The organism is Bacillus sp. 3G2, assembly GCF_044324725.1.
GTDB classification, from domain to species: Bacteria; Bacillota; Bacilli; order Bacillales; family Bacillaceae_G; genus Bacillus_A; species Bacillus_A mobilis.
The window spans coordinates 3,777,882-3,800,923 of record NZ_CP172246.1 but is presented as its reverse complement, the minus strand read 5'-3'; the positions used below and the strand labels follow the sequence as shown (position 1 = coordinate 3,800,923).

Here is a 23,042-nt window from a genome sequence, read left to right as displayed (position 1 = left end):
GCTTAAGCGGAAATGTACACTCAATATGTACATTTTTTATTTTGTAGAAAAACATAATTGTTATAGAAACATATATTGGTATAGAAGGGAGGGAAAGTATGAAACATAAAGGAAAGATTAGTGGATTATTACTTGGGAATACAGTGGCAGTTACAGAATGGATTGCGCTTCAGGATGTAATTACAAAACTGGATTCGCGATCATTTTATACCGTCTTTATTATTTATATATTGCAAATGATACTCAGCTATTATTTTGGACATTGGTATGATAAAAGAGCGAGTGGGCGTCTGGATACGGAAGTAGGAGGAATGGCAAGTAATGATTTTGTAGTTGATTTCTTTGAGAAAGTAGCTGCTTTATCAGAGCGGGATTCTCATAATATTACAGTGTACATTCTTTCTGTGAAAGAATGGAAAGGACTAAAAGAAACAGTGCAAGAAAAAAAATTGGAGGTGTTAGTACAAAAATTGGAGAGTACGATTGTAAAGACAATTCGTAAAGGAGATGTCGTTACTAAGTGGGATGAAAATAAGTATGTTATTGTGGCGATTGATAACGGACATGAAAAGTCGACAATAACAAACCGATTAATGAAAAGTATTGAAAGCGAAATAGAAAATGGCTTGTTAAGTATAACCTTATTATTTGGGGCTGCTAGTTATCCAATAGAAGGAAAAACTTTTGAAGAATTGTTAAGGAAGGCACAAAATCAATTGTACCAACATAGGGATTTGTAAGAAAACGAGTGAAACTTTGATTTAAAGAAATATGATATGAAGAAGTTTTAAATGTAACATTTTTTTGACTTTTATTACAAAAAGAACTTTTATTGTAATAAAAGTCTTTAAAAATATATGGAATAAGCATATAATTATGATGGATGTGTCAATGCATTTTGCACAATGTGTTTCATTTTAAAAGTGTAGAGGAAAGCATGCTCTACACTTTTCCTTTTTAGGGGATAATAAGAATAATTGTAAGTTGTTGCAAGGTAGCATTTAAACTGTGTAAAATGAACAAAGAAATTATTTGATAGAAAGCGGAAAGGGAATGATAGAATGATAGACGTGAGAGAACAACGAACATCTTTTATCAGGTGAATTATTACTGTTGTTCTTCAAATTATTATAGCTGTGATGAATTCCGTTGTACTTTTATGTAATACATAGTATGAACAAGTTTAAAAAGGTGCCAAGTAAAAGTATATGTAAAGATGGATACGAAATTACTATTGAGTTCAAAGAAGTAAAATGTAATTTCAAGTAATACAATTTGACAAGTATTAATAAATAATATCAATGATTTTCGTAGAAAAGGTGCGAGTGTGGAGTTTATAGAAGCGTATATAATTTTCATAGCTTTTTACACGATGATCGTATATAAGTAGGAGGAAAAGATGTTGAAGTATAGTAAATTAGCAATTGTAACTGCATTATCAATGACTTTATTAGCCGGTTGTTTCGGGCCGAAACCAGAAGAGGAATTATATGTTGCGTTTGAAAATGCTGCAAAGCAAGAAAAAACAATGTTTGAAGATGCAAAAAAACTTGAAACTTTAGAGAAAGAGGGACAAGAATTATATAACCAGATTGTTCAAGAGGGAAAAGATAATAATCAAACTGTTAAGGAAAAACTGAATCAAGCAGTGAAAAATACAGATGAACGAGAAAAAGTGCTTACAAAAGAAAAAGAATCTTTAAATAAGGCACAAGAAGAAGTGAAATCAGCAGATAAATATGTGAAGAAAATTGAAGATAAGAAATTGAAAGATCAAGCAGATAAAGTGAAAAGCACATATGAGAAACGACATGATTCATTTAACAAAATGTATGATAGCTATAGTAAATCGTTAAAACAAGAAAAAGAATTATATACAATGCTACAAGATAAAGGTACAAAATTAAAAGATATTAGTGAAAAAGTAAAAGTAGTAAATCAATCTTATAAAGATATTGAATCAGAAAAAGACAAGTTTAATGAATTTACGAAATCTTATAATACAGAAAAAATAGCGTTTTATAAACAAGCAAATATTAAAATTAAAGAAGAGAAAAAATAAAACAGTTTGGCCTACAATTGGCCAAACTGTTTTATTTTTTTGTATAAGTACGACTATACCATGGGACAGGTTCACTTAATTTTTTCTCTTGTTTCAGTGCTTCAGGACCAATATAATCTTGAAGTGTCTTTTTTGCTACTGTTAAAGATAAGTTTGTTTTCGGATTTCGATAGGAGGATTCAAGATGACCAAGATGTGGTAGGATTCGAAAATCTTCTTTTGTAGGAGGAATATGGAAAAAATAATCACCTAAACGGATAAGAACATCCGATTGTTGTTGGCTAAAGCGTGGATTTCTAGAAAAATGTAATCCTTCTTTAATAGCTTTTTTTTCAGCAATTAAGCGTTCTAAAGCCGTCTTTTTTAACCAATATAAATACTTCGGATTAGTTGCAGCTTTAGCATGACGATTCACAACGAAAATAGATTGAGCTAGTCGATTAATAGAATGTTGGTTTTGTAATTGAGATTGTGGTTGTGAAGGTTTCATATGGAATCTCCTTTCAATTTTTCATTATTATAACATAAATAAAATAGATTTTTATTATATGCAAAAAGTGATTGTATATATTTTCAATATTAAAGCAATATTGTTACAAAAAACAACTATTTTGTATAATAGTAATAGAATGTGCTTTAGAAATTTGATAATGAAAGAGTGAGAAGTTTGAAAGAAATATTAAAACAGCAATATGCAATTATAGATATTGGATCTAATACAATGCGTTTAGTTATTTATGAAAAGCAAAACGGTGGTTTTTATAAGGAGATTGAAAATACGAAAGTAGTTGCTCGGTTAAGGAATTACTTAATCGATGGTGTGTTGATTGAAGAAGGAATAGAGGTATTGTTACAAACATTATTTCAATTTCAAGAAAGTACACGATTCCACCAGTTGAATCATGTACTTTGTGTTGCAACAGCAACAATTAGACAGGCTGAGAATCAAGAGACTATTAAAAAGCTTGTTGAAGGACAAACAGACTTTACTCTTAGAGTATTATCAGAATATGAGGAAGCGCGTTACGGCTATTTAGCAGTTATGAATTCAACTTCGTTCTCTGAAGGAGTTACAGTAGATATTGGTGGAGGAAGTACGGAAGTTACATACTTTCGAAATAGAGAAATTTTAGAGTACCATAGCTTTCCTTTTGGAGCACTTTCTTTAAAGCAACAATTTATTAAAGAGGATATACCTACTGAAGACGAGTTGGAAAAGATTCAAACGTACTTAGAATATCAATTTCGAACATTACCATGGTTAATTGATAAGAAATTGCCTCTTATTGCAATTGGCGGTAGTGCGAGGAACTTAGTGAAAATCCATCAAAATTTAATTTGTTATCCTATAGCAGGGGTACATTTATATAAAATGAAAGAAGAAGATATTAAAAATGTGAAAGAAGAATTGGAAGCATTGTCGTTCATAGAACTTCAAAAATTGGAAGGATTGGCAAAAGATCGAGCAGATACAATTATTCCAGCAGTCGAAGTTTTTCATACGCTTGTTAACGTTATAGAGGCACCAGCATTTGTATTAAGTAGAAAAGGGTTACGAGAAGGTGTTTTCTATGAAGAGTTGACAAAAGATTTGGGGATTTCATATTATCCGAACGTAGTCGAAGAAAGTCTGTATTTATTATCACATGAATATGAAATGGATATGGAATTTGTAATTCAGCTTATTAAACATGGAAGATTGATTTGTCAACAGCTTGAGGAAACAGGGCTAATTTCTATGTCAGAAAAAGACTGGGAAGTATTCCATCAAGCAGCGAAAGTATTTAATATAGGTAAATATATAGACGAAGAAGCGAGTCGCTTACATACGTTTTATTTATTAGCGAATAAAACAATCGATGGTATGATGCATAAAGAGCGAGTTAGATTAGCGCTTATTGCGTCTTATAAATCAAAAATGTTATTCAAACAACACTTGTCCCCATTTGAAGGATGGTTCGATAAAAATGAACAAAAAAAAATTCGTCTATTAGGGGCTGTTTTACAATTTTCAGCAGCTCTAAATATAAGGCAAAGATCGCTTGTTGAATCGATATCTATAACAGATAGTAAAGATGGATTAGCATTTAAAATTGTATGTGAGCAATCGGCATTAGCGGAAAAAGTGCAAGCTGAAAAGCAAAAAAAGCAGCTGGAAAGAGTGTTGAAAACGACTATTCACTTATCCTTCGAATCAAACTGTTAAGTTGTACGGATGTCTTTACAAAAAATTAACACTTTGGAATATTGTAATTTGCTAAAATGAAAGTAACTAAATTATAGTAAAAAAGTTTCAAGGGAAGTGTGAAGAGGATGGAAATGTTGAAGGGGAATATAGTTAATTTAAATGATACAGCTTATTACAATAATCGAGAATTAAGTTGGTTAGCATTTAATGAACGTGTACTGCAAGAAGCACAGGATGAAACGAATCCGCTCTTGGAAAGATTAAAGTTTATTAGCATTTTCAGCTCAAATTTAGATGAATTCTTTATGGTACGCGTGGCAGGATTGAAGGATCAAGTGAGTGCTGGGTTTAACCAACCAGAAAATAAGGCTGGTTTAACACCAAAAAAGCAATTAAACAAAATTGCGATAAAGGCCCATGAATTAATGACTGTACAATATAATACGTTTAAAAATTATGTGTTGCCAGCGCTGGAGCTAGAAGGAATTGAGCGTTTAACATTCCATGATTTGACGAAGGAACAGAGAGAATTTATAGAAGAGTATTTTGATGAGCAAATTTTCCCAGTCTTAACACCTGTAGCTATCGATGCATATCGTCCATTTCCAATGTTATTAAATAAAAGTTTGAATTTAGCTACTCTTTTATATGATGAGAAACAAGTGGAGGAAGAAAACCGTACGAAGTTAGGAATTGTACAAGTTCCTTCATTACTCGAACGTTTCATATTTTTACCGAGTGAAGGGCAAAAGCATAAATTTATTTTATTAGAAGATGTAATTAGTGGTTTTACTCATAAATTATTTACAGGATATAATGTATCATCTGTTACTCGTTTCCGTATTACACGCAATGCGGATTTAACAATTCATGAAGAAGGTGCGAGGGATTTATTAAAGGTAATTGAAAAAGAATTAAAGAAGCGTAAGTGGGGAGCTGCTGTACGTTTAGAAGTTGGCAAAGAGCATATTGATGAAAGAGTATTAGCATTATTATATGAGGTGTTGGAAGTAAAAGATGAAGATGTGTATATAATGGATGGACCGCTAGATTTAACATGTCTATTTTCTTTATATAAAAAACTAGCTCCTTTATATGAACATTTAGTATATCCGGCTCTTATTCCGCAAAGACCTCAAGACTTAGGGGATGCGGAAGATGTATTTGAAAAAGCAATTGAGCATGATATTTTATTACATCATCCCTTTGAATCGTTTCAGCCAGTAGTTGATTTTGTCCGTGATGCGGCAGACGATCCGAATGTACTTGCGATTAAACAAACATTATATCGAGTAAGCGGGGATTCGCCGATTATTCAGGCGCTAAAAGTAGCGGCTGAAAAAGGAAAGCAAGTGACGGTATTAGTTGAGTTAAAGGCAAGATTTGATGAAGAAAATAATGTGCATTGGGCTAAAGAATTAGAAAAGGCAGGCTGTCACGTTATTTACGGTGTAAGTCATTTGAAAACACATAGTAAAATTACGCTAGTTGTAAGAAGAAAAAACGGAAAAATTGAAAGGTTCGTACATCTTGGGACTGGAAATTATAATGATGCAACAGCAAAGTTATATACTGATTTCGGGTATATTACATCACGAAAAGACTTTGGAGTCGATGCAACAAATTTCTTTAATTATTTGAGTGGTTATACAACAAAGCCACATTTTCATCATTTATCGGTTGCACCATTTGATATAAGAGAGCAATTTATGGATTTAATAGATGAAGAAATTCGTTATCATAGGCAATATGGAAATGGATATATTATTGCTAAGATGAATTCATTAACAGATAAACCATTAATAAAAAAAATGTATGAAGCATCACAAGCTGGAGTGAAGGTAGAGCTCATCGTTCGAGGAACATGTTGTTTAAGGCCTGGTATTCCAAATGTAAGTGAAAATATTCGGGTAGTTAGTGTTGTCGGGAGATATTTAGAACATAGCCGAATTTATTATTTCCATCATAATGGAGAGGAAAAGATATATTTATCTTCAGCTGATTGGATGACGCGAAATATGGAAAAGCGAGTAGAAATATCTTTCCCGATATTAGATATTGAAATGAAGGCGAGAATTAAGGCGATTTTACAGCTTACATTAGCTGATAATGTGAAAACGCGTGAACAAAATAAAACCGGTGACTATTATTATGTTATTAATAGTAGTACAGAAGAAATTGATAGCCAAGTGAAGTTGTTTAAGATGGCATATCAAAACACGGATGCTGAATAATGAGAACAAAGTAAAAAAACCTCTTAAAAAAAGAGGTTTTTTTACTTTGTTCTCTACTTATTATATGTTCTCTAAATAGAAGAATCTGTAGAGAGAATAGTTTTTATTGTAAGCATGTTAATAGATCATGGATTGGTTAAGAGAGGGAATAACATTGGTAGAATTGTTACAGTACATTAATAATAGTATGGTTGTTGACAAGGTCCACCATAACAAGGGAAAGGTGTTGGCGGTGGGAAAGGTGGTGAATATGGTGGGTAATACGGTCTAGGACCGAAAGCCAATGCTCCGCCGAGCAGTCCACCAGCAATGCCAGCTAGAAATGGGACGCCAAAAAACGGAAAGAAGCGTGAGTCGCCTACTGGACCAATAGGTGCTGAACGGACTGGGATTGGTTGATAATATGGATACATGAACAAACCTCCTTTATTGGACTCACTTTTATCATATGGTAAATGAAACGTGGATGAGCGCGTACAAGAAAGGATATGTAAGAAAATAGGCGAATTATTGCGAATGTTGGAGCGTGAAAATCGTAATTTCAGGTTTTGACATAAATCGGAATGGGACACGTGTTCTTCCAAGGCCTCGATTGACATAGAGAGCTAAATCTTGAATCGTATAGAAGCCCTCAACATAGTTTTTAGCAAGTGATGGGGTAATAATAGCGCCTACAAAAGGAATTTGTACTTGTCCGCCATGGCTATGACCAGAAAGTTGCAAGTTAACTGGATACTTCGCTATTTGAGGTGCAATATCTGGCTCATGAACAAGAACAATGTTATAAGTGTGTTCCCTTGCGTGCTGTAGTGTCTCCTCTAATTTAGGTTTCCCTAGTAGTATATCATCGAGCCCAAAAATGGAGATTTCACTATTATCCAGTAGACGAATTTTCTTTTCGCTATTTAGTAATAGTTCAAATCCAGATTCACGCATGATGTGCTCGTAGTATTCCGTCCCATATCCACCGTGATCGTGGTTACCATAAATAGAAAATTTACCGAAGGGTGCTTGTATATTTTTTAAAATAGATGCAACGAAAGGAGTGTCAGTATATGTTTGATAATTATCAATGAGATCACCAGTAAAAAGAACAATATCTGGCTTTACATCATTAATTTTAGAAACAATTTGAGATAAATGCTGGAGAGAGAAATAGTATCCAAGATGTAAATCGCTAAATTGAAGAATCTTCATACCATGAAAACTTTTTGGTATGAGCTGTGATGTAAGTGTATGTTCTGTCAAAGCGAGTAAATGAGGCTCAATATATTTAGCGTAATAGTATCCGATGCTAGTGGTTATAAATGAATATAGACAAGTGCGCATGCCAGTTTTTAAAAAATCTCTTCTTGTAATTTTCTTCATAAAAATATGAGTATACCTATTTGACTTATATGACATATGTTCGTTATATTTACAGGTTACTCAAATCTCCTTTCAGTTTATTTAAAATATATTTTAAATAATAAAAAAGTAGTATAGATTACGAAATAAACAAATGAAAAGAAACCTCTTTACGTTAAAATATCAGAAAAGTTTAAAAATATAAAGATTTCTATTAAATAAAATGATAAAATGAATGTGTATTCATTTTTTGGAGGGGATGTATGTGAAAGAAAAGGTAGTTATTATAACAGGTGGATCAAGCGGAATGGGAAAAGGAATGGCGATTCGTTTTGCAAAAGAAGGGGCACGAGTTGTTATTACAGGACGTACAAAGGAAAAACTAGAGGAAACAAAGTTGGAAATTGAACAATTTCCAGGACAAATATTACCTGTACAAATGGATGTAAGGAGTACGGATGATATTCAGAAAATGATTGAACAGATTGATGAGAAGTTTGGACGAATTGATATTTTAATAAATAATGCAGCTGGAAACTTTATTTGTCCAGCAGAAGATTTATCCGTAAATGGCTGGAATTCGGTCATTAATATTGTGTTAAATGGTACATTTTACTGTAGCCAGGCTGTCGGGAAATATTGGATTGAAAAAGGTATAAAAGGGAATATCATTAACATGGTAGCAACATATGCATGGGATGCAGGTCCAGGAGTTATTCATTCGGCTGCAGCGAAGGCTGGAGTATTAGCAATGACGAAGACGCTTGCTGTTGAGTGGGGACGTAAATATGGAATACGAGTAAATGCTATCGCACCAGGACCAATTGAACGTACGGGCGGTGCTGATAAATTATGGATTTCAGAAGAAATGGCTAAGCGCACGATACAAAGTGTTCCGCTTGGAAGGCTGGGTACGCCAGAAGAAATCGCAGGTCTAGCTTATTATTTATGTTCAGATGAAGCTGCGTACATAAATGGAACTTGCATGACAATGGATGGCGGACAACATTTACATCAATATCCATTTTAAAAGGGATGAGAAAAAATGAATGTTTGATTCATTTTTTCTGTGGTTAAATGTGACGGAATTGTGACATATGGAAGAAAAGTGTTTACAAGAGGTCATATATACGTTATATTTAAGACCTCTTTTTTCTTCATAGTAGAATTGCTAATTCCCCTTAGCATTTTACCCCTCTAATCCCTTCAGGAAAACTGAAGGGATTTTTTATTATTTTTCCGTAAATATCATGTTATAATTTTTGAAAAGTAAAGGGAGGGAAGCACGTTGATAGATGCATTAGATGTAATGAGTAACTTGGATAAAGTCCTTCCTTATTATCAAGCTATTTTTAGTGCTGATGAGCATACTGTAATCGGATATGAAGTAGTAGGACGTATTCAAACAGAAGAGGGCATACAAAGTTTAGCTTCTTTCTTTCATGATGATTCTATTCCAAGTGAGTTTCAACTGGAAGCGGATAACATTATAGTAGAAAAAGCTTTAAATCGTTATTTAGAAAGTGATCAAAAACTATTATTATTTATACATCGGAATGCTAACGTATTAATGAACGATGATGATGAAAGTTTACTTCAACTTTTATTGATGTATGAAGAGCAAGGTTTAAATTTGAAACACATTGTTTTAGAAATTACAGAACATGAATGTAAAGAAGATATAGAGCAATTTAATCATTTGCTTATGTATTATCGTACATATGGTATTCAAATTTCGATTAATAAAGTCGGAACGGGTACAAGTAATTTAGAACGTATTAGCGTGTTAGCGCCAGATATTTTAAAAGTAGATTTAACAAACTTAAGGCAAACTGCACTTTTACAATCTTATCAAGATATTTTATATTCTTTATCATTACTTGCTAGAAGAATTGGTGCGACATTGTTGTATGAAGAAATAGATGCTTTTTATCAACTACAATATGCTTGGAAAAACGGTGGTAGATATTATCAAGGTAATTATTTGAAAGAGTGCTTACCTGATTTTATTGAAACGAACGTTTTGAAAGAACGACTTGGTAATGAGTGTCATCAATTTATTCAACATGAGAAGAAGAAATTACAAAAAATTTATAATTTAACAGAAATGTTACGTGATCGAATTGGTGATGTTCTAGCTAAACAGAAAAAGAATGAAGATATAAATGATTGGTTATTACAATTTAGCCAAAGTGTATCACAGTATAGTTTCCGCATATTTATTTGTAACGAAGATGGTTTTCAACAATCAGGAAACGTTATGAAAAAAGATGGGGAATGGATTGTGATGCCTGAGTATTATATGAAGAACTGGAGTTGGCGTCCGTATTTTCTAGAAAATATTATGAAAATGCGTTTTGAGAATAAGGCCAGACTTTCAGATTTATATGCTGATATTGAAACCGGTGAGATGGTACGAACATTTTCTTTCCCAATTGATGATGAAAACTTTTTATTTATAGATTTATCGTATGAATATTTATATGAAGAAGATGTTTTATTTTAATGCACGAAGAGATTCGTGCATTTTTTGTTTGTTTTTATCATAAATTGGTAATAGTGAAAATGGTGATGAAAATGCTGTCTATCGTTGTAAAGATTTTACGAACGAAACCAGCCCTTTCTTGGCATAATCATTGTTACAATGAATACTACAAAGACAAGTTCTCTTAAAAGGAAGGTGAAAAAATGAGGAAATATGGAATATGGTTAGTTCTATTTGTATGCGTTGCCTTTCTAGTTGGTTATAGTGTCACAACTGTTTTAGGAAAAGAGGAAGTGAAAATCGATCAGAAAGAAGTGTTTACAACGATACAAAAAGGCTATGAAACCCAATTCTCAATTCGTGGGAAGCATTTGCCGATGAATAAGATGATAGAAACGTTATCACCATATTTTACAGAGAATTTCCTTCAAGTATTTACAGATGAAAATAGTAGAAGTGATAAACAAAGTGGTGAATATTTACTTCCGGCAAAAGAAGCACCGTTTTCTTTTCATTCAGAAACAAAAATGTCATATGATGAAGAGCATAAAATTTTATATGTATATGAGCGGGCAAAAAGTGGACAATATCAAATTGTAACATTGCAAAGAGATCAAGGGAAATGGAAAATGGCTGGATATCATGAAAGTCAAGAGCTTTTAACTGAAATAAAAAGATTACAACAATTATAAAGTAAAACTTTAATTGGTGGGGGATATTCACTTCTCACTGAGTAATAGCCTGTACCAATCGGGCTATTACTACTCACAAATATTGAATAAGAATAGGTTTTTACCTATTCTTATTCAATATTGAGTAGCTGTTGTAATTTTTCAATTTGAAAACCAGCAACAACTTCTCCATCAATTACAACTGTTGGAGTTGAATATGAATCATAGTCATATAAAAGACGATTGCGTGCAGCGGCGTCTTTTTTTACGTCAAATTCTTCGTATACAACGTTATTATGCTTTAAAAATTCTTTCACAATGACACATGGCGGACAATCAGGTTGTGTATAAACCTCAATTTTTTTCATTGTAATTCCTCCTTTTTTCTGTTTTTTATTATATTCTTCCAGTATAAAAATCGCAATAAAGAAGGGAAAAGATGTTCTTTCTGTTTTTTCCTTCGCATTTCGACAAATTTTTAGTTGAGTTTCTGGCCAATAACCTTTATCCTAGACTGTGGAACATTTTTTCTGTTATGACGGATAGAATGAGTATAGCTGTAAAACCTATTGGTAGGAAGATCAGAGAAAGGAGAGATTTCATGTCTCTACTCCAAGGAATTTTAACTCGACTTGTTAGTCTACAAGAACAAGCTGAAAGCGGTGAAGTAGCACAACGCTATTTTGAAGTGAACGGTGAGCGCAAATGTAGCGTGAAATTTTTCGATAAAAGTGAAATGTATGAGTTAGAAGTGTATCAACAAGGTGAAAAACCTCAAGTGTATCAATTCGATAATATCGACATGGTTGCAATTGAGATTTACGATATCATTTCTTGATACATATAAAAAAGGTGTTGCCATATGGCAACACCTTTTTTAGTTCTATTACTTTTTAGCATATATGTATAGGGATTTTTCATTTTTCCTACACTGGTAATAAAGTAACATTGTAATCAGTAGGGATTCTTCGTCCTATACTGATTATTAGCCATCACCAATTGGCTGTTTACAGATAGCAAAAGCGGGATAAAGATAACGAGGAGGTGTGTTGTATGGAACGTTTACCAGTTGTGATTTGTCCTAAATGTCACAATTCTGCTGAGATTATTCATGTATTAACGGCTCAATCGAATCAAAATGTAATTTATACGTGCCAAGTTTGCCATTATGTAATTCGAAATATTGAAACGAATAAAGGATAGGAAGTTATAATTTTTATTTTTGTCCCATACAATGAGAATACGAAAAGTCTGTCTAATTGAAAGGACGTGACTATGTGGCCGGTGAACATACATTTTATAATGTTTCAGAGAGACATTTAAATTTTGATATGGTCTTTAGCCGTATTTGTAGCTTCATTGAAAAGGATCCACGAAATTTATATCGCTTATCCATTGGGACAGACTCGCAAGCACATCAAAAGGATACGAGGTTTATTACGGCAATTCATATACATCGCGTTGGAAAAGGTGCCTGGGGGTGTTTACACCATAAATCAGTGAAAGATAAGCCAGCAACTTTACGTGAGAAAATATATTTAGAGACACAGTTTAGCCAAGAAATCGCATGCCTATTTACTCCAAAACATATACAAACAATATGGGATTTATTGCATCCATATGCTCAAGATGGGGCTGGATTTATAATGGAAATTCACTTGGATATCGGAAATGATGGTTTAACAAAAGAATTTATTCTAGATATGACAGCGAAAATTCAAGCAATGGGATTAACTGCAAAAATTAAGCCAGATGCTTATGCGGCGTTTAGTTATGCAAATCGATATACGAAATAAAAACAAATTTTATATATCTTTCACTAAAAACTGAATATTACATCTATTAAATAGGCTGGAAATTTTATATAATAAGAGTAACGATGCGAGTATAAGGAGAGGGGTATATGAAAAGGGAAGTTGTTTTAACAGAAGAAGAAGAGAGTTTGTTACTAGATATTTTATTTCAGCAAAATTATGCGAGTGAAATTTTAGCTGTGGAACTTACAGATATTGAGAATGGTTTAAAACGGACAGATGTGACGCAATATAAAAAAATTACAAGGTTATTTTACAGATTAAAAAATAAGGGGTATTAAGCGCTACCGGAACGGTAGTCTTTTTTTTGTGTTGTATGCTAAAATAGCTGTGTAATTTTGTTTTTATTGAAATAAAGTAAGGACAAAATAATAATATGAAAACGCTATCATAAAATGTGAATAGAGTCGGTGATTAAAAGTAGGAAAAAGGGAAGATGGGGGATGTAACATGATTAGTATTCCGAAAGACGAGTTTCAACAAATTTTTGTGAAAGATTTAATGATTTCATCAGAAAAAGTAGCACATGTCCAAATGGGGAATGGTTTAGAGCATGCTTTACTCGTTCTTGTGAAATCTGGATATTCGGCGATACCTGTTTTAGACCCGATGTATAAATTGCATGGGTTAATTAGTACTGCTATGATTTTAGACGGTATGTTAGGGCTAGAGCGCATTGAGTTTGAAAGACTTGACGAAATGAAAGTAGAACAGGTGATGAAGGAAGACATTCCGGTTCTTAAGTTAGAAGATTCATTTGCAAAAGCTTTAGAAATGACAATTGATCATCCTTTTATTTGCGCTGTCAATGAAGAGGGATATTTTGAGGGGATTTTAACGCGTCGAGCTATTTTAAAATTGTTGAATAAAAAAGTAAGACAACATAATCGATAATGTGAGAAAAGTGACTTCATAGAAGCGGAGAAGTCACTTTTTTTTCGTGCATATCAGTTGTGTATGTATTATATTTAAAAAGATAAAAAATATAAGAGTATATAGTTAAATTAAGGATGAAAAGCTTATTGAGATAAGGTGTATGGAAGCTAAGGAAAGAGGGAGAAAGTTGCAAATTGATGATTTTCAAATGATGGTTGTGTTAGCTCAGGAATCAAATATGAGAAAAGCGGCGGAACGTTTATTTGTTTCACAACCTGCGCTTAGTCAACGATTACAATCTATGGAGAAGCAATGGGGAATGAAGTTTTTTATTCGCTCACAAAAAGGATTGACAATTACACCTGAAGGGGAAAAAGTCGCAAATTATGCAAAAGAGATGTTACAAAAAGAAGAGGATATTAAAAGTGAGCTAGCTGTTTTTAGAACAGAAACTCACGGAACGTTAAAAATAGCTGTTGCATCAGTTATTGGTCAATATTGGCTTCCGCCCGTTTTGAAGAAGTTTGTACATAAATACCCTTCTGTGAAAATATCGCTGTTTACTGGCTGGAGTAGTGAGGTGCAAAAGCAATTTTATGAAGGGGACGTTCATGTTGCTATATTGAGAGGCACACAAGAATATAAAGGTCAGAAACAACAATTATTTGAAGATGAACTTTATTTAGTGGACAAAGAAATAAAAGATATTTCGATGTTAAAAGAAACAAATAGACCATTTATTCAATTTAAAAGTGATTCGACTTATTATGGACAAATACAAAATTGGTGGTATGGTTTATTTTCTAATCCGCCTAAGAGAACAATTGTGGTTGATCAAATTGAGACTTGCAAACAACTCGTTTTAAATGGTATAGGTTATGCTCTTTTACCTTCTACTGTTTTAAAAGAAGTACAGGAAAATATGTATAAAACACCTGTTCAATTAACGAGAGAAACATGGTTATTGACGAGTGAATCGGCCAGACAATTGAAGCAAGTACGGGCGTTTTTAGAAATTATAGAAGAAATTCAAATGGAAAAATAGGATTATTATCTTGCTACTCGCTCTATCGTTTGGTAGAGTAACATTATAAATGGATTTAGGAGGCAACAAGAATGAAAATGATGGACGCTAACGAAATTATTTCGTTTATTCAAAAAAGTGAAAAGAAAACTCCTGTAAAGGTATACATAAAAGGGGATTTAAAAGAAGTAACATTCCCTGAAACGGTACAAGCATTTGTAAATAAAAAGTCTGGTGTATTATTTGGAGAATGGTCTGATATTAAGACAATTCTTGATGAAAATAGCAAGCACATTGTTGATTACGTTGTTGAAAATGACCGTCGTAATTCTGCAATTCCAATGCTTGATTTAAAAGGTATTAAAGCTCGTATTGAGCCAGGCGCGATTATTCGTGACCACGTTGAAATCGGCGACAACGCTGTTATTATGATGAATGCAACAATTAATATCGGTGCTGTAATTGGTGAAGGTTCTATGATCGACATGAACGCGGTACTTGGTGGACGTGCAACTGTTGGTAAGAACTGTCACGTAGGTGCGGGTGCAGTACTTGCAGGTGTTATTGAGCCGCCGTCAGCAAAACCAGTTATTGTTGAAGATGATGTTGTAATTGGTGCTAACGTAGTTGTGTTAGAAGGCGTTACAGTAGGTAAAGGTGCAGTTGTAGCAGCAGGCGCTGTTGTAACTGAAGATGTGCCTCCATATACAGTTGTTGCGGGTACTCCAGCACGTGTAATTAAAGAGATTGATGAGAAGACAAAAGCAAAAACTGAAATTAAACAAGAGCTTCGTCAATTAAACCCAGAGAAATAAAAACAAAAAAAGCGTAAGAGCATAACTGGCTCTTACGCTTTTTATAGATAGAGGTGCAAAAAATGGCAGTAAGCAAATTCATTCAAATACGTAGAGACTTACACAAAATACCGGAAATAGGATTTAAAGAGTGGAAAACACAACAGTATATTTTAGATTACATAGGAACGCTTTCGAGTGAGTATGTGGAAGTGAAAGTATGGAAAACGGGTGTCATTGTTAAAGTAAATGGAAAAAATCCAGAAAAAATTATCGGTTATCGCGCAGATATAGACGGTTTACCAATTACCGAAGAAACTGGATATGAGTTCGCTTCTATTCATGAAGGAATGATGCATGCATGTGGACATGATTTACATACAACAATCGGTTTAGGCCTTCTAACAGCAGCTGTAACAGAAAGAATAGATGATGACCTTGTGTTTCTATTCCAACCAGCTGAAGAAGGTCCAGGAGGGGCTCTTCCTATGTTAGAGAGTGAAGAGTTAAAAGAATGGAAGCCGAATATAATTCTTGGTCTTCATATTGCACCTGAATATGCTGTAGGAACAATTGCAACAAAAGAGGGGCTATTATTTGCGAATACATCAGAGTTATATGTTGATTTAAAGGGGAAAGGTGGACATGCAGCCTACCCACATACTGCAAATGATATGATTGTTGCAGCAAGTCACCTTGTTACACAACTTCAATCCGTTATTAGTCGTAATGTGAATCCTCTTGATAGTGCAGTAATTACAATCGGAAAAATAACAGGTGGTACAGTTCAAAATATCATAGCAGAAAAGTCTCGGTTAGAAGGAACGATCCGAACGTTATCAGTGGAATCAATGAGTCGTGTTAAAAGTAGGATTGAGGCAATTGTTGCAGGTATAGAAGCTTCCTTTCAATGTGAAGCGGCCATTGACTACGGGGCGATGTATCATCAAGTATATAACCATGAAGCATTAACGAGAGAGTTTATGCAGTTTGTAAGTGAACAAACTGATATGAATGTAATTACATGTACTGAGGCAATGACAGGGGAAGATTTTGGTTATATGCTTCAAGAGATTCCTGGATTTATGTTTTGGCTTGGGGTAAATTCAGAATATGGTTTACACCATGCAAAATTAAAACCAGATGAAGAGGCTATTGAGAAAGCTATCGCATTTTTAGATCAATATGTGAAGTGGAAAGGGACTAGAAAGTAAACTTACTCGCCAAATTTGCGAAAATTTAAAGTGGGTACTTGTTAGTTCCAAGATGAAAACATCTTTTATATTTGTTTTGGATATACATCGGCATACAAATGGATAAAGTAATGAGCAGTGGTTTTGAGCCGCTGCTCATTATTCATTCTCGCTTATTGAGAAGATGATTAGTTAACTAGCTTATATATGTTTACATTTCGTGTAGAAAGTGTGTAAAATCAATGTGAAACATAGAAAAAAGGGTGGGGAATTACGTGCAAATTAGCAGTGCAATGTTGTGTTTCGTCTTATATGCGTATGTAATTATTGCGGCGGTGTATTTTGGAATAAGTTTTTATGCCTACCGTTTAGTAGATAATCATGAATATGACGAAACATATAAATGGGTGAAGAGATATTTATCACCTGTATTAGAAATTATGAATGGGTTTGTGCTTTTTTTATTTATTGGATTGATTGCTTTCTCAACGAGTTTAGTAGGGAATAAAACGACATTATTTGTACTAGGTATCATTATTTTTATGTTGTTAGGAATACGGATTGGTAACACGGTGTTTTGGAATGAAAGAAAAGTAGATGGTTGGACTGGAATGCTAATCCCGTGTATGTTAGCGGCTATCGTGACAAACATAGAGCATGAGTATTATCAATTGCATTTTTGGCTTATTATCGTTTTAACAATTCTTTCAGTTTTGTATATAAGTACGGTAGTACTAACATACATTGCACATGAAAAAGGTGATGTTAAAGGAACTCTCTTCTTTAGAGGACGAGCATTATTTTGGAGTGTTCCAACGATGGCGGTTATAGGGATTATTGCAATATTAGTAAATGGATACCAATTTACTAATTGGCAACTGTTTTTAGAGAATTGGTGGATTTTCATCATTTCGTTTATCGCTTTTTTAGGTGCAACACATTATTTATTCCATCAACATCATTATATATTGGCATTGCTATTCGCATTTACACAACTATTATTTGCTTTCTTCGGACAAGAAACGTTATTATTCGTTTTTGAAACATTTAGTTCATTTGGAAATATATTTGTATTTGGTATGTTAATTTTCAGTATCGCATTTTATTTACAACAGTATTTTTATATGCAAAAACAAAAATAAGAATGATATACAGGTTTTTGTAGCAAATCTAAAGTATGTTACAATAAAAATACATAGTATTCGATGTTATTGGAGGAATTCCTGTGGGTGAAAAAGAGAAAGAATTTGCTGTCATTGGGCTTGGACGTTTTGGTGGAAGTATTTGCCGGGAACTCGCTCAATTAGGTATGGAAGTAATGGCAATTGATTCAGATGAGGATAAAATTAATGAGTTTGCAAATATAGCTTCACATGCTGTAATCGCAGATTCGACAGATGAGATGGTATTAAAAAGTCTTGGTATTCGTAATTTTGACCATGTAGTCGTTGCTATTGGAGACAATTTAAATTCAAGTATTTTAACAACATTAATTCTGAAAGAGTTAGGTGTAAAAAATATTACTGTAAAAGCTCAAAATGATTACCATGAAAAAGTGTTAAGTAAAATAGGGGCAGATCACATTGTGCACCCAGAGCGTGATATGGGAAAAAGGATTGCTAATAATATTGCATCAAGTAATGTATTAGACTATCTTGAGCTTTCAGATGAGCATAGTATTGTAGAGATTATTGCAAATAAAAAAATTGATGGTCATTCTTTAATCGAATTAGATATTCGTGCGAAGTTTGGATTGAATATTGTAGCGATTAAACGTGGTAAAGAAGTTATTGTATCTCCTCGAGCTACGGAAAATATTCAAGCGGGAGATATATTAATTGTAATTGGTCATGACGATGAAGTAGATCGTTTTAAACACTTTTTAAGATAAGAGAAAAGGACAATACCATGAAGGTATTGTCCTTTTTCTTATATTTCCATAATGATTGGTAAAATCATTGGACGACGTTTCGTTTTTTCATATAGGAATGGTGCTAATGTGTCTGTAATTTCATTTTTAATTTCAGACCATTGTGTTGTTTTACGCTCCATTACTTTTTCTAAATGAGTTGTAATTAATGTTTGAGCATCATTAATTAAATCACTACTTTCGCGCATATACACGAAACCACGTGAGATAATATCAGGTCCTGCTGCAACTTTAAACTCTTTCATATCAATGCTTACAACTACAATAACAAGTCCTTCTTCAGAAAGAATACGACGATCGCGTAATACGATATTACCGATATCTCCAATACCATTTCCATCAATATAGACAGATCCGGATGGTATTTTACCAGCTACGCTTGCTTCATCTGAACGAAGAGCAAGAACATCTCCATTATCCATGATGAAACAGTTTTCTTCTGGAATACCACAATCATTTGCTAACTTCATATGCATACGTTGCATACGATATTCACCATGAATTGGCATGAAATACTTCGGTTTAATTAGACGAAGCATTAGTTTTTGTTCTTCTTGTCCACCGTGTCCACTTGTATGAATGTTTGACAGTTTTCCATGGATTACATCAGCACCAGCACGATACAACATGTTAATTGTACGGCTTACACTAATTGTGTTACCAGGGATTGGTGAAGAAGAGAAAACAACTGTGTCGCCAGGAATGATTTGAATTTGACGATGAGTACCATTAGCAATACGTGAAAGTGCTGCCATTGGTTCACCTTGACTACCTGTACATAAAATAACAACTTTATTAGCCGGCAGGCGGTTTAGCTGAGATGTATCTATGAATGTATCTTTCGGACAGCGAATATAACCAAGGTTTTGTCCGATTTCAATCGCTGCTTCCATACTGCGACCGAATACAGCAACTTTACGATTGTTTTCAACAGCGGCTTCAACAACTTGTTGTAGACGATGGATATTTGATGCAAAGGTTGCGAAGATAATACGACCTTCTACTTTGCGGAAAATATCTTGAATGCTATCACCAACACGGCGCTCAGACATTGTAAAGTTTGGAACTTCACTGTTTGTACTATCAGATAAGAGACAAAGTACACCGTCTTTTCCGATTTCAGCCATTTTTGTTAAGTCTGCTGGTTCACCAACTGGTGTGAAATCAAATTTGAAATCACCAGTATGAACAACTTGTCCTTGAGGTGTTTTCACAACAACTCCGTATGAATCTGGGATACTGTGAGTTGTACGGAAGAAGGAAACAGATGTCTTTTTAAATTTAATAACATCATCTTCTTGAATTTCATAAAGTTTTGCTTTACGAAGTAATCCGTGCTCTTCTAATTTGTTTTTGATTAGCGCAATTGCTAATTTCCCACCATAAATCGGGATGTTTACTTGACGTAATAAGTAAGGAATTCCACCGATATGATCTTCGTGACCATGTGTAATGAATAATCCTTTAATTTTATCTTCGTTTCGCACAAGATAAGTGTAATCTGGTATTACATAATCGATTCCGAGGAGTTCGTCTTCTGGGAATTTAATTCCAGCATCAATAATAATAATTTCATCTTGAAATTGAACAGCATATGTATTTTTACCGATTTCACCAAGTCCACCTAAAGCAAAAACGGCAGCCTGATCATTCTTTAGAAATTTCATATGACTATACGATTTCCGCTAATGTTAAATCAGCGTTTTCTTTTTCATATTCAAGATGAGCACCAGTAACAGACTGAACGAACTCGATATTATATGCGAACTTATTTAATTTCTTACGAACATCCTTTTCAGACGTAGCCTCTAAATATAAAACTTTTGTATTTTCACGTACTGGAACCTCAGTCATTTTGTCTTGATAAAATACTTTAAAAATCATTTGGAAAACCTCTCCTTGTCTATGTTTTGCATTATCTGTTACTTATTATAAAGCAAACAGTCACGATTTTCATGTTTTTTCGAATGAGAATGAAGAAAAAGCCCGAAATGGGCACAATTTAAGCGATTGTCTTTTTACGGACTAAATCTTTTAAATAACGCTTGAGCTTTTTCTTCAGCTTCTTCAGCATGATTACTCCTTCCTTTCCTTACTTTAAACATGCATATTACTAGTGAAAACTCCGTCTCTGATATAAGAAAGAAGACAAAAGTGAATGTTGAATCTTGTCCTTTCTCATACAGGGAAAGTTATTCTATAGTAACGATTAGTAGCCGTTAGTTATAGGTATAGTATGAGAAAGAATAGAAAAGAAAATTCATACGAACAAGTATCCACATTTTTTACTAATATATATATGCAGGTTTCATAAATAAGGTCAGAAAGTGAACGCTTTCTTCACAGATGTTTAATATGTTATACTTTTTTTTAGAATTTGAAAAGCGATAATCAAAATAGGAATATAGAGTAACGGAAAGGATTTTGACAAATGAATGATAAAATTGTCTTTTTTGATATTGATGGAACATTATTAGATCATGATAAGAAGATTCCGCAATCTACACGAGATGCAGTAAGACATTTACAAGAAAAAGGTGTGCATGTAGCAATTGCGACAGGACGTGCGCCATTTATGTTTGAAGATATTCGTGAGGAACTCAATATACACAATTATGTTAGCTTTAATGGACAGTACGTAGTATTTGAAGATGAGGTAGTATTTAATAACCCATTACATCCAGCTGCCTTACATAAGTTTACTCAATTTGCAAAACAAGAAGGATATCCACTTGTATATCTGGATCATCAAGAAATGAGAGCATCAGTGGAATATCATGATTATGTGAAAGAAGGTTTTGGAAGCTTAAATTTTGAGCATCCGGCATATGAACCTGATTTCTATGAGAAACGTAATATTTATCAAACGCTTCTTTTCTGTGAAGTGAATGAAGAGGAAAAGTTTATTAATCAGTATCCAGACTTTCATTTTATTCGCTGGCATGCATATTCAATGGATATTATTCCAAATGGTGGTTCAAAGGCAAAAGGAATTGAGAAATTCATTGAAAAATTAGGATTTAACCGTGAACAAGTGTATGCATTTGGAGATGGCTTAAATGATTTAGAAATGATTGAAGCAGTTGGGACAGGTATTGTGATGGGGAACGGTCATGAAGACTTGAAAAAACTTGCAAATCATGTGACGAAGGATGTTAGTGAAGACGGCATATATCATGGCTTAAAATGGGCTGGATTGCTATAAGTGAATATGGAACCCATTTCATATAAAAAAGGCGGAAGGTTTACTCCCGCCTTTTTTTATCGCTCTAGAGGTTTTGAATCGTCAGGAGCAGCAAATGGATTTTCTTTATTAATGTGGTCATAGAACATAATACCATTTAAATGGTCAATCTCATGCTGAAATACGATTGCTGGTAAACCTTTTAAACGTAATTTTAATTCCTCGCCGTTGATAGATGTTGCTTTCACTGTAATTCTTGTGTAACGAGGGACATAACCAGGTACTTCCCGGTCTACCGATAGACAGCCTTCCCCACTTTGTAAAAATGTACGTTCAACAGAATGACTAATGATCTTTGGGTTGAATAATGCATGACTATATAACGTACCGTCCGTATCTGTTACGTGAACTGCAATCATTTTCTTTGAAATACCGATTTGCGGAGCAGCTAATCCGATTCCAGGGCGTAAACTATATTTTTCAGCCATTTCAGGATCTTGGCTATTGATTACAAATTCAATCATTTCTTTAAGGGCAGTTGTATCTTCTTCGCTCGCCGGCATTGATACCTCTTCTGCAACTTTTCGCAAAATAGGATCTCCTTCGCGAATGACATCTTTCATTGTAAGCATATGTAATCTCTCCTTTCTTCTTTAGTCTACCAAAGGAGATGAAAAAAGTCATCGACAAGTAGGGAAGCACTTTGGAAAGCGTTTTACTATAGAATATTTATGTATATAAGTAAAAAAACAGACGGCAAAGCCGTCTGTTTTTTTCCATAGTTGTTTCATTTTACATTAGCGAATGCAAGCAGCACCAACGATAATTAAAAGAATAAACAACACAACGATTAAGGCAAAGCCGCGTCCAGACCCACCACAAGAATCGCCATAACCGTAGGAAGGATATGAACAAGTTGGATAGCAATATGAGTATCCGTACATGAGATGACCTCCTTTATCATTTCCCGCTAATATTGCGGTTACTATAATGTATGGAGGGAAGAGTAGAAATGTATGGGTAATTACCTATAAAAGGAAGAAGAGTTTGTATATTTTTGTTAAGAAGAGAGAAAAACTAAAGAGAATTAAATCGTTTACATATTATTCTAAGAGAAAAAACAAGTTAAAAAGGGAATAATATAACAGCAGGTTAATGCTTACTAATACAGATGTGAAAAATAAAAACACGTTTGTGTAGAAGAAACCTGCAGATTATTTATAAAAAAACGTATTCAAAG

Annotated in this window: 25 protein-coding genes and 1 pseudogene; 18 read left to right on the top strand and 8 right to left on the bottom strand. The window is 33.7% G+C overall.

Annotation, left to right across the window (positions count from 1 at the left end):
* The first annotated feature begins 98 nt into the window (after positions 1 to 98).
* Positions 99 to 740: a diguanylate cyclase domain-containing protein gene (locus ACHZK0_RS19350; protein WP_063260474.1), complete on the top strand. Its 642-nt coding sequence runs from the start codon at positions 99 to 101 to the stop codon at positions 738 to 740.
* A 659-nt stretch (positions 741 to 1,399) separates the two neighbouring features.
* Positions 1,400 to 2,062, top strand: coding sequence for a YkyA family protein (locus ACHZK0_RS19345; protein ID WP_073516289.1), 663 nt, complete (start codon positions 1,400 to 1,402; stop codon positions 2,060 to 2,062).
* 31 nt (positions 2,063 to 2,093) lie between these two features.
* Here ACHZK0_RS19345 and ACHZK0_RS19340 read toward each other — a convergent pair whose 3' ends face one another.
* Positions 2,094 to 2,552, bottom strand: a complete 459-nt coding sequence (locus ACHZK0_RS19340) for a YkyB family protein (RefSeq protein ID WP_000804861.1) — start codon at positions 2,550 to 2,552, stop codon at positions 2,094 to 2,096.
* Positions 2,553 to 2,729: 177 nt separating this feature from the next.
* Here ACHZK0_RS19340 and ppx point away from each other — a divergent pair, with 177 nt between their 5' ends.
* Both ppx and ACHZK0_RS19330 read left to right on the top strand, forming a co-directional pair.
* Entirely contained in the window at positions 2,730 to 4,268 is a 1,539-nt protein-coding gene (gene ppx / locus ACHZK0_RS19335) for an exopolyphosphatase (RefSeq protein WP_395760808.1), read from the top strand.
* A 107-nt stretch (positions 4,269 to 4,375) separates the two neighbouring features.
* The gene (locus ACHZK0_RS19330) at positions 4,376 to 6,484 is read left to right on the top strand and encodes a polyphosphate kinase (RefSeq protein ID WP_097816912.1); all 2,109 of its coding nucleotides are present in this window, start codon (positions 4,376 to 4,378) and stop codon (positions 6,482 to 6,484) included.
* 176 nt (positions 6,485 to 6,660) lie between these two features.
* Here ACHZK0_RS19330 and ACHZK0_RS19325 read toward each other — a convergent pair whose 3' ends face one another.
* Together ACHZK0_RS19325 and ACHZK0_RS19320 are read right to left on the bottom strand one after the other, a co-directional pair.
* Entirely contained in the window at positions 6,661 to 6,897 is a 237-nt protein-coding gene (locus tag ACHZK0_RS19325; RefSeq protein ID WP_395760807.1) for a hypothetical protein, read from the bottom strand.
* A gap of 94 nt (positions 6,898 to 6,991) precedes the next feature.
* Complete coding sequence (locus tag ACHZK0_RS19320; RefSeq protein ID WP_262740439.1) at positions 6,992 to 7,852, bottom strand: metallophosphoesterase; 861 nt, start codon at positions 7,850 to 7,852, stop codon at positions 6,992 to 6,994.
* Positions 7,853 to 8,096: 244 nt separating this feature from the next.
* Here ACHZK0_RS19320 and fadH point away from each other — a divergent pair, with 244 nt between their 5' ends.
* From fadH to ACHZK0_RS19305, 3 genes are all read left to right on the top strand, one after another.
* Positions 8,097 to 8,861: a 2,4-dienoyl-CoA reductase gene (gene fadH / locus ACHZK0_RS19315; protein WP_061678289.1), complete on the top strand. Its 765-nt coding sequence runs from the start codon at positions 8,097 to 8,099 to the stop codon at positions 8,859 to 8,861.
* A 258-nt stretch (positions 8,862 to 9,119) separates the two neighbouring features.
* Positions 9,120 to 10,337: an EAL-associated domain-containing protein gene (locus tag ACHZK0_RS19310; protein WP_000564301.1), complete on the top strand. Its 1,218-nt coding sequence runs from the start codon at positions 9,120 to 9,122 to the stop codon at positions 10,335 to 10,337.
* A gap of 182 nt (positions 10,338 to 10,519) precedes the next feature.
* On the top strand, positions 10,520 to 11,008 hold the full coding sequence (locus ACHZK0_RS19305) for a DUF3993 domain-containing protein (protein WP_061678288.1): 489 nt from the start codon (positions 10,520 to 10,522) through the stop codon (positions 11,006 to 11,008).
* A gap of 110 nt (positions 11,009 to 11,118) precedes the next feature.
* Here ACHZK0_RS19305 and ACHZK0_RS19300 read toward each other — a convergent pair whose 3' ends face one another.
* Positions 11,119 to 11,355, bottom strand: a complete 237-nt coding sequence (locus ACHZK0_RS19300; protein WP_000717880.1) for a glutaredoxin family protein — start codon at positions 11,353 to 11,355, stop codon at positions 11,119 to 11,121.
* Positions 11,356 to 11,588: 233 nt separating this feature from the next.
* Between ACHZK0_RS19300 and ACHZK0_RS19295 the strand changes: the two genes are divergently transcribed.
* From ACHZK0_RS19295 to ACHZK0_RS19250, 10 genes are all read left to right on the top strand, one after another.
* On the top strand, positions 11,589 to 11,825 hold the full coding sequence (locus tag ACHZK0_RS19295; RefSeq protein ID WP_000055151.1) for a YkuJ family protein: 237 nt from the start codon (positions 11,589 to 11,591) through the stop codon (positions 11,823 to 11,825).
* Positions 11,826 to 12,040: 215 nt separating this feature from the next.
* Positions 12,041 to 12,190 carry a hypothetical protein gene (locus tag ACHZK0_RS19290; protein WP_000440533.1) on the top strand — a complete coding sequence of 50 codons (150 nt, stop codon included), beginning with the start codon at positions 12,041 to 12,043 and terminating at the stop codon, positions 12,188 to 12,190.
* 74 nt (positions 12,191 to 12,264) lie between these two features.
* Positions 12,265 to 12,783: a ribonuclease H-like YkuK family protein gene (locus ACHZK0_RS19285; RefSeq protein WP_000896653.1), complete on the top strand. Its 519-nt coding sequence runs from the start codon at positions 12,265 to 12,267 to the stop codon at positions 12,781 to 12,783.
* A 107-nt stretch (positions 12,784 to 12,890) separates the two neighbouring features.
* On the top strand, positions 12,891 to 13,082 hold the full coding sequence (gene abbA / locus ACHZK0_RS19280) for an antirepressor AbbA (protein WP_000818083.1): 192 nt from the start codon (positions 12,891 to 12,893) through the stop codon (positions 13,080 to 13,082).
* Positions 13,083 to 13,251: 169 nt separating this feature from the next.
* Positions 13,252 to 13,695: a cyclic-di-AMP-binding protein CbpB gene (gene cbpB / locus ACHZK0_RS19275; RefSeq protein WP_016086509.1), complete on the top strand. Its 444-nt coding sequence runs from the start codon at positions 13,252 to 13,254 to the stop codon at positions 13,693 to 13,695.
* Between the two features lie 142 nt (positions 13,696 to 13,837).
* A complete protein-coding gene (locus ACHZK0_RS19270; RefSeq protein ID WP_061678286.1) occupies positions 13,838 to 14,722 on the top strand; it encodes a LysR family transcriptional regulator in 885 nt (294 codons plus the stop codon).
* A 71-nt stretch (positions 14,723 to 14,793) separates the two neighbouring features.
* Complete coding sequence (gene dapD, locus ACHZK0_RS19265; protein ID WP_073516277.1) at positions 14,794 to 15,516, top strand: 2,3,4,5-tetrahydropyridine-2,6-dicarboxylate N-acetyltransferase; 723 nt, start codon at positions 14,794 to 14,796, stop codon at positions 15,514 to 15,516.
* Between the two features lie 62 nt (positions 15,517 to 15,578).
* Positions 15,579 to 16,709 carry an N-acetyldiaminopimelate deacetylase gene (locus tag ACHZK0_RS19260; RefSeq protein WP_262740438.1) on the top strand — a complete coding sequence of 377 codons (1,131 nt, stop codon included), beginning with the start codon at positions 15,579 to 15,581 and terminating at the stop codon, positions 16,707 to 16,709.
* A 254-nt stretch (positions 16,710 to 16,963) separates the two neighbouring features.
* A complete protein-coding gene (locus ACHZK0_RS19255; RefSeq protein ID WP_097816908.1) occupies positions 16,964 to 17,830 on the top strand; it encodes a cytochrome C oxidase assembly protein in 867 nt (288 codons plus the stop codon).
* A gap of 83 nt (positions 17,831 to 17,913) precedes the next feature.
* Positions 17,914 to 18,579 (top strand): potassium channel family protein, encoded by a 666-nt coding sequence (locus ACHZK0_RS19250; protein ID WP_000504032.1) that lies wholly within the window; start codon positions 17,914 to 17,916, stop codon positions 18,577 to 18,579.
* 38 nt (positions 18,580 to 18,617) lie between these two features.
* Here ACHZK0_RS19250 and rnjA read toward each other — a convergent pair whose 3' ends face one another.
* Entirely contained in the window at positions 18,618 to 20,285 is a 1,668-nt protein-coding gene (gene rnjA, locus ACHZK0_RS19245) for a ribonuclease J1 (protein WP_144564914.1), read from the bottom strand.
* Between the two features lie 4 nt (positions 20,286 to 20,289).
* Positions 20,290 to 20,502, bottom strand: a complete 213-nt coding sequence (locus tag ACHZK0_RS19240; protein ID WP_000576434.1) for a DNA-dependent RNA polymerase subunit epsilon — start codon at positions 20,500 to 20,502, stop codon at positions 20,290 to 20,292.
* Between the two features lie 547 nt (positions 20,503 to 21,049).
* Between ACHZK0_RS19240 and ACHZK0_RS19235 the strand changes: the two genes are divergently transcribed.
* Positions 21,050 to 21,823 (top strand): Cof-type HAD-IIB family hydrolase, encoded by a 774-nt coding sequence (locus tag ACHZK0_RS19235; RefSeq protein WP_061678282.1) that lies wholly within the window; start codon positions 21,050 to 21,052, stop codon positions 21,821 to 21,823.
* 56 nt (positions 21,824 to 21,879) lie between these two features.
* Here ACHZK0_RS19235 and def read toward each other — a convergent pair whose 3' ends face one another.
* Both def and ACHZK0_RS19225 read right to left on the bottom strand, forming a co-directional pair.
* The gene (gene def, locus ACHZK0_RS19230; protein ID WP_395760806.1) at positions 21,880 to 22,434 is read right to left on the bottom strand and encodes a peptide deformylase; all 555 of its coding nucleotides are present in this window, start codon (positions 22,432 to 22,434) and stop codon (positions 21,880 to 21,882) included.
* 165 nt (positions 22,435 to 22,599) lie between these two features.
* Positions 22,600 to 22,680, bottom strand: a pseudogene (locus ACHZK0_RS19225) (YjcZ family sporulation protein); the annotation flags it as partial.
* Positions 22,681 to 23,042 lie beyond the last annotated feature (362 nt).